The organism is bacterium, from assembly GCA_029210545.1.
Classification (GTDB): Bacteria; BMS3Abin14; BMS3Abin14; order BMS3Abin14; family BMS3Abin14; genus JARGFV01.
On the sequence record JARGFV010000114.1, the window covers coordinates 1 to 7,653 of the forward strand.

A 7,653-nucleotide genomic window follows, 5' to 3' on the forward strand; every position below is an offset into this window, starting at 1 on the left:
ATGTCCTACTATAACATTGCTCTTGCCAACGAGAACCTGGGCCAGTTTAATGAAGCCCTGGTCAACTACCAGAACTTCATGCGTTACTGGCTGGGGGATCCGAAATACAACTCGCTCGCCCAGCAAAAAATGACGATATTGAGAAAGAAAACCGGCAACTAAAGTGAACTTGCTTGAACCACAACCCTGGAAAGGACCTGCTGCCATGAGATTCTTCACAATTTGCCTGATTATTGCCGGTACATTACTTGTCACCCAGATGCCGGCTTTGGCCTTCAGTAATCAATCAACTCCCGGATCCAAGGGCGCAGACGCACCTTTACAGCTTACCAACGACTCCGGCGACATGTCCTATCGCCCCCCAAAGGTGATAATCAACGGCATTAATTTGGACGGGGAGCTTATCCTGTCCCAGTTGAAACTCAATGCTCTTTCCACCATCTCCCTTCACGGAATGGTAGATTTCGATCAATACTGCGAAAAACATATCCAGCCGGTTCTGCACCAGATGATCGGGCGTGAACTGCTTGTACGCGCCGCCAAAGATGCCGGCGTCACGGTAACGGAAAAGGAGTTCAGCGATTATTATGAAAAAAGCCTTTCCATGCTGGGAGGGACCGAGAAAATGTCAAAGTTCCTCGCCCCACTGAAGCTGGAGATGAACCAGCACCGGGCTCTTTCCCTCCACACCTACCTGGCACGCAAGTATGCTACCGAATTCCTGGCGCCCAAAGCGTTGTCTTCGGACCAAGTAAGGGACTACTACGATGAAAAAATTAACGAGATCAGCGGGGTGGAGAGTCTGACCTACAGCTACGTGGGCGTGAATTTCATCGGCGACGAGGTGGACGAGGCCTTCCTGCGTGACATGAAACAGGACAAGACTTCGGTTCGGTCCCGGGCCGACATCAAAGCCCTTGTAGACCGGTATAAGAAACGGCTGGGCGGCAAAGCAGCGGTAGCCTGGGTATTCGACAACACAACGGACTCCCGGGTAGGGGGGATCGTCTACGAAAAGGGCCGGGATGTAGCACCCGGGTCCGCCACCTACTTCCGGAACGTCAAGAAGGACGGAGAGGTATTCTACATCATCTTGTTCGTGGAATCGTTCATCCCCCGCCAGGGATCCACTTTCGAGGAGGTTAAAGGGTCTCTTGGATCACGTATAACAGGGGAGGGGATGAATGCCGCCATCGTAACCAAAGTGGAGGAACTTCGCAACAAAGCCGTGATAAAGATCGTGGAACCCTAGCTCCACATCCTGTAAGGAAAAGTAAAGGGCGGACCGCGTGCGGTCCGCCCTTTACTTTTTGGTTTCGGGATATTCGGCCGATCATGGGTGGCCCGCAGGCCGTTGACCGCCACCCGGGACGATGATCTCGCTGGGGCCGCCGCGCTGGTGAAAACCACCAGGAGGCGACACGCCCCGAAGCGCTTTTTGCAAATCAAGCCACTCACCTATCACTTTGTCGATGACCTCTCGGGTGTAAAAATATTTCACCGGGTTTGCTTTGCTCTGGCGCACGATGATATCGGAGCGCTGGTCGGAGCTGTTGTTGGTGGTGTACTGGGCCCTGACCAACTCCCGGACCTGGTCGTAGGGCGGCATTTCTCCACGGCGCTTACCGGTGATGCGGTAAACACCATAGGACAACCCGATGCCTATCGGTCCCGCAACTTCCCCGGAGGGGGTCTTCTCCAAAACAAGTAAAGTGGCCCGGTCAAAATCGCCGTCCTTGAACGTCCCAGAGAGCCTCTCTCCAGTGTCGGGAAGGCTCACCGCTGAAAGAGCCTCGTCCAGGGAGGTGCCGCTTTCCAGGAGTCCTCTGATCTTTTCAGCTGTTTCGAAGTCAATATCCCGGGCTCCATCCACGCTGAAAACACCTGGTTCATCGACGTTGCCAAACTTTTCGCGGTAAAAGGTATAAAGCTCTTCCTCAGTGGGTTCGACCTGGCGGGCAAGGGTTGCTATCATGGTGGTCGCCAGGCTGTACTTCTTCACGCGGGCCAGGTTTTCCTGGACCATCGGGTCATCCCCGAAGCCCTGAGCCATCGCCTCCTCGGTCATAGCCAGACCTGGGCTCATCAGGTTAATCACCCTCACCCACGTTTCCAAGTTGTCGTCCGCGGGGCGGTCCACAGAGACCATAAGGTGATACGCATAGGTTCGCATAAACTTGAGGGTCACAGGGAAATTACCCACTAATGCTACCACCGCCTCAGGGTTATTTTCGCCCAGCGCTTTATTTAGGGCGTCATGTTTGATCTCAAGCGGATACTTTGAACGGACCTGTTCCAGGTACGCATTGACCATCCCGTTTTGAAGCTCGTTGCGATGGCGTGTCCTGATCCCGGTTTTCTCGGAGTCAGACAAGGGTCTTTTTTCATCCACGCGGAAGATCGTGTAGCCAATGGGGGTGCGAATGATCTCCGAATGGCGGCCTTGTTCCACGTTTACCAGCTTACCAAGAATCTCATCCCCGTAGATATTTCCCATGGCCATGACCTGCCAGTCCTTGATCCCCCCTCCCCGCAGGGCAACGGGATCAATGCTGTATTCCGGGGCCAGGCCCTCTATGCGCTGACCCTCGTTAATGCGCGACAGGATGTCCTGGGCTGCCGCCAGATCCGGAAGAGTCAACTGGTGGAGTTTGAACGCCCTGGCGTCTTCGGGAATCAACTGAGCCAGAATTTCCTCCGGCACCACGAAATCCTTGCCTTTTAAACCCATAAAAGTGATGCCTATCCAGAAACGGCTTTTTACCTTCCACTGTAACCAGGTCTCCGCATCAACCTCAAGGCCTCTCTGCTTAGCCTCCAGAAACAGGTAGTGCCGTGACATGACCGTGTTAAGGGTCTCGCGGGCAACCGACTCGTAAGTATCTTCCGAGGAAGGCTTGGAGAAGAGGTCCATGAAGGCATCACTTAGCTCCTGCTTTTCAACAGGATACCCCCCGGCCTCCAATACAGGGCTACCCGGATCGGCCTCCCGCAGTGCGGCCACCTCGGCCTCCCCGACTGGCTGCTGTTCCACCTTTTCAAACGGCTTTTTCCCGCAGGATGAGATTACCGCACTAATCAAAACAAAGATTAAAACTGCCAAAAGCCGCTGACAGGAAAAACTGGATCTCATTTAAACCTCCCGTGTAACCTTGCTGTTGCAAACTATCCGAATAAAGAGGGGGTGGCAATCATGCCCCCCCCTGGAAATAGATCAAAGAATAGATCACATTATGGTGACAATTAAAATGAAAAATGACGACAATTATTTATATAGCGCGTTGATCTCTTCTTCACTGGATTTGTCGTATCCGGAGAATACCTTAACTACCTTACCATCCTTGTCAACGAGAACCGAGGCGGGCGTCACTGACAGGCCGAAAGCGCCGGCAACATTGAACTCCTGGTCCAGGTAGATGGGGTAATCCGGGTAATCCCGCATATACTGCTTCTGGTAGCGCTTTACGGCCGGTGCCCCTGCAAGGTCGATAGAAATGAGGACGTTATTCTGGTCCTTATGCTTGCGCAACACCCACTTGATCTCGTTGAGGCAATTACGGCACGACGTGTTGAAAAATATCAGGGCCGAGGGCTTTCCCTGAGTAATGGATTTTAGCATCAATTCTTTACCATCTAATGTCTTCACAGAGAGGGTATCCGGAAGCATTTCCCCGGCAAGGACCGGTCCGGCGAGAACAGGCGCGACCCCAAGGGACAGCACCATCAGGCCTGCCAGCATTATAAGTAAAAGTTTACGCATGGTAACACTCCTTCCGACTAAAATTTCGAAAAAGATCCTGGGATCGTTTCCTTATCCCGATACTACTGCCAGGTACCATTTTCCGTAAATAACAAAGAGGCGCGTGGGGGGATATTCCCCCCACGCGCCTTACATTAATTTGGATCTACTACAGCAAACTGCATGCGTTACTTAAGGTGGCAGGAGCTGCAGAGCACCTGCTCGTTCACATACTCGGCACCAGCACCGCCCAGCACGGGGACGTTGGCTTCAAGGATGTAGTGACCATCAGAAGCCAACTTGCCTGCCCACCAGGCGGTGGAAGCATCGTGGGCCCGGTGACAGGACTCGCAGTTGATGCCGCTGGTGGCTGTAGGCGTCACGCCGTTATCGGCGACCGTCGCATTGGGAAGCGTTGCAGCCGACATGGCACCTGTTGTTTCAGGCTGGACCGGATGGGTCGTGTTGGCACCAGGGGCCGCACCGTGGCAATCGGTGCAAAGGAAGTCGCCCGTAACGGTGTTGGTAGCACCACCACCATCATCGACAGCGTTACCCGAGGGAGACAGCATCATACCGATAGTGTCTTTTGTGCCGGCCTCGTTGTCGCCCACGTTGTTGGCCGTCTGCACTATATAGGTATCTGTCTTGATCAAGTGGCACGAGGTACAGATCAGTTCGCCGCCCGTGCCGTAGAACGCAGCACCTGCACCTGCTGCCGGGGTGACACTGTCTACAGCACCGGTTTCATTACCCCACTTGTACCCGGTAACGGTAACCGGACCGAGGAAGTGGGTGCCGTCCTGCTCAAGACCACCAACCTGCGCAGTGTACACAGAGGGGTTCAGCCCGTGGCAGTCCACACACATGGTCGCCTCAGCGGCGTCACCGACCACACCAGGGAAAGCGGTGGCGTTGTTGTGAGCACCGCTGAAGTGACAGGTGGCGCAGCTCATGACGCCATCCTCAACGGCCGAAGTGGCGAAACGGTAAGGTGTGTTACTGCTGGTCCAGTCAACCACGGATGCGCTCTGGACGTCAGCTCGGTCAACAGCGTTCCAGGTCACGTCGGACCCGATCTCGGGGGGACCGCCGGCGCCGTCATCACGCAGTTCCGGGGTTGTACCAGTCCAGGTCACATCGATACCGGAGGGGTGGTGGCCGGTCTTGGAAGAAGCCGCATCGTGGCAGTCCTCACAGTAGACCCTCTGAAGCGAATAAGTGTCGGTGCTAGCCAAGTCGCTAAGCCTTGCAAAGTGCATGTCGTGGCAGGACTGGCATACTATTGTCTCGTTGGGGGCAACTCCGCCCCATTTGGCGCCGTAACTGTTGGCCATAGCAACAATGTCCACCGAGACTCCCCACGGGGCCGCAGACTGGTAAGGGTGAGAGTACGTGGTTGCGGCACCTGGGCCGGCGGCGGGATCGGCGACGATGTCGTGGCAGCCGGCACACACGGCGGCAATAGCACCGGCGGCGGGGTTGCTATCCAGCGCCAGGAGGAAATTATAACCCCAGCCAACAGGCAAGGCGCCAACCTGGTTGCCGGCAAGGCCGTCGCCCACGGCGTAGGCGGTTTCGTCAACCTCGTTTGAGTGGGTCATGTGGCAGGTAGCGCAGTTGATCCCACCGGCAGAACCCTGCACGAACTTGCCGCCCAGGTTCCAGTGCTCGACGTCGTTACCGGCTGCAACCGAGGTGATCTCCACAGCGAGGCTGGCCCAGGTGCTGTCGAAGCGGATCGAATAACCGGCAACACCAAACTGGTAGAGGCTTGAAGCAACCGTATCAGCCAGGGCCCGGTTATCGGTGGGATGGTTCTGCCTGGATCCACCCACGGCATCGCTGGTGGACGTGGCAGCGCGGTTGATGTGGCAGTCGTTGCAGAGGGTCAGGAAATTCCCCTCAGCCACGGCCTCGCCGATGGCGTTGTCCCGGAGGAACGGCCGCTGGACGTTATCGTGGGGGTTGTGGCACGACTGGCAGCCGATCCTGTCGGTGGCAGCGTCGTAGCCGTAGATGCCCGCGAGGGCCGGATCCGGGTCGGCGCCGGTGATGTCGCCCCAACCTAGGGTACCGGTAACCAGTAAAGTAGCGTCACGGCCGTGGGCTCCGTCAAGGACACCCTGAAACGGCACGATCTGCTGCGTGGCAGGAGAGGGAGTGACCATGTCGCCGTGGCAATCCCAACACATCTGGGCGATGGCATCGCCTTCCCAAGCGGACCCGCCACCGGAGACAGCGCCGAGACCGCTGGGGAACAGGCCGACGCCGGCTGCCCCGTGGGGCACGTGGCAGAAGGAGCAGGCGCCCTGCTGGGCGGTGGCACCAGAAAGGTTATCGTGGGCCACAACGTTGTGGTTGGTGTTGATCAGGGCCGCCATGGCACCGGTCGCGGCCAGGGCCACGATGGCAATAGCGGTGATCAGGATTCCAAGTTTCTTCATTACATTTTCCTCCTGGAAGGCTCAACAAAACAACTAGTTAGGTTTCGACTTGCGGGGTTGATCCCCACGGTCAGGCTCGCCCCAGTTCCTGTGATACCGGGCTGGTACGGCGCGCCTGCTTCTCATACCGCTGATGGCGCCCACTGCGCCATGTTGCCTTGTACCGGCGGGCGGTAGGGGTGCTTGGTTCTCGCCGGTAGCTTATTCATCCACCTCCCCTCTCTTGTTGAGTTATTTTGATCGTCTACCTTAGGCCAGGAAAGGACACCCTTCCCTGGCCAGCGAAAGTCTCTTTATTTTTCCTCCAGAGAGGGATACTGAACGGCATCTGCCTTGTCCCTCTGGAGGTTGAAATACGCTAGAGTTTTGCTCATGGACTCCAGGAGTACCATGTTCTTGCCGTCCTCGGTGATCACCAGGCCCGCCGGTGTCAACGTGTTGACGTTGGCTTTCTTGGTTTCATTGGTGACAATATAGGTCGGCAGCCATCCCCCGTTTATCTGATCCTTGTAAGCTTCCTGGTATCTGAACACCTGAACGTTGCCGGCCCTGCCGTCGGTAGCGTATAGATCACCTGCCGCATCCTGGGAGATCCCCTTGATGGAGGTGAAGGTGCCGAAAATGGTGCCGCCCCCACCAATGGAATTTTTTTCACCCTCCGGAGTCACCTGGACTATCCGGTTAATGCTGGAGACAAATATATTACCTTCATCATCAATGGTCAATGTCCCCGGCTTGTCGATTGCCCAGGCCGGGCTGTTGCTGACCTCCTCACCGGATTCATAAAGGATCGTTTCGATAAACTCCCCTTCCGGAGTTACGCGAAGGAGCCTGCTGTTGGCCAGGTCACTAATGACCAGGTTGCCTTCCAGATCGATTGCGACATCGCTGGTGACGGTCTTTTCCTTCCTCTGGACCACAACTTCCTCACCACTGGTATTCATACTTATGTAGTACAGGGTGCCCTCTTCCTCAGGCGGTCCTTCCGGGGGTTTAGGGAGATCCAATTTCTGAACGACCTCGCCACGGTAATTTTCTTCCCCGATGGTGGTAGTGCCCTCGGGATCCACCACCCAGATCTGACCGGATGGAACGTGGGCGATGTAGATCAGTTCACAATCTTTGCTCCAGGTAATCCCCCTGAACTGCTTCGCAGTTGGAATAAGCATCTCGAGATCCCACAACGCCTCAGGAGCCTTCACGTTTTCGGTGATGTAAAGGTTGTTGGCGGAGAGAGCCAGCCTGTCGCCACACAGTTCGAAATCTGCCGGGAACTGTTCGAGATCCGCCCTGTAGACCAACTGTGCCGGCAGGGCGTGAACCTGAAACTCGAGGCGCGCGCGACCCTTGTCCGCAGCCGACTCCACCATGAGGGTGGCCTCGATGAGGTCCGACAACGTGGAAGCCTTGCCGGTGTTGTCCTTGGACTTGACGGCGTATTGGTAAACAACTCCCGCCTCAACCTGG

General features: G+C 56.1%; 5 protein-coding genes. 1 reads left to right on the forward strand and 4 read right to left on the reverse strand.

Going from position 1 to position 7,653, the window contains the following annotated elements; genetic code table 11:
- Window positions 1-415 precede the first annotated feature (415 nt).
- Window positions 416-1,252: a hypothetical protein gene (locus P1S46_10405; GenBank protein MDF1536890.1), complete on the forward strand. Its 837-nt coding sequence runs from the start codon at window positions 416-418 to the stop codon at window positions 1,250-1,252.
- An 81-nt stretch (window positions 1,253-1,333) separates the two neighbouring features.
- Here P1S46_10405 and P1S46_10410 read toward each other — a convergent pair whose 3' ends face one another.
- The 4 genes from P1S46_10410 to P1S46_10425 form a co-directional block, all read right to left on the reverse strand.
- On the reverse strand, window positions 1,334-3,004 hold the full coding sequence (locus P1S46_10410) for a peptidylprolyl isomerase (GenBank protein ID MDF1536891.1): 1,671 nt from the start codon (window positions 3,002-3,004) through the stop codon (window positions 1,334-1,336).
- Between the two features lie 261 nt (window positions 3,005-3,265).
- The gene (locus P1S46_10415) at window positions 3,266-3,760 is read right to left on the reverse strand and encodes a TlpA disulfide reductase family protein (GenBank protein MDF1536892.1); all 495 of its coding nucleotides are present in this window, start codon (window positions 3,758-3,760) and stop codon (window positions 3,266-3,268) included.
- 167 nt (window positions 3,761-3,927) lie between these two features.
- Entirely contained in the window at window positions 3,928-6,186 is a 2,259-nt protein-coding gene (locus tag P1S46_10420; protein MDF1536893.1) for a cytochrome c3 family protein, read from the reverse strand.
- 293 nt (window positions 6,187-6,479) lie between these two features.
- A partial coding sequence (locus P1S46_10425) for a hypothetical protein (protein ID MDF1536894.1) occupies window positions 6,480-7,653 on the reverse strand: 1,174 nt, incomplete at its 5' end.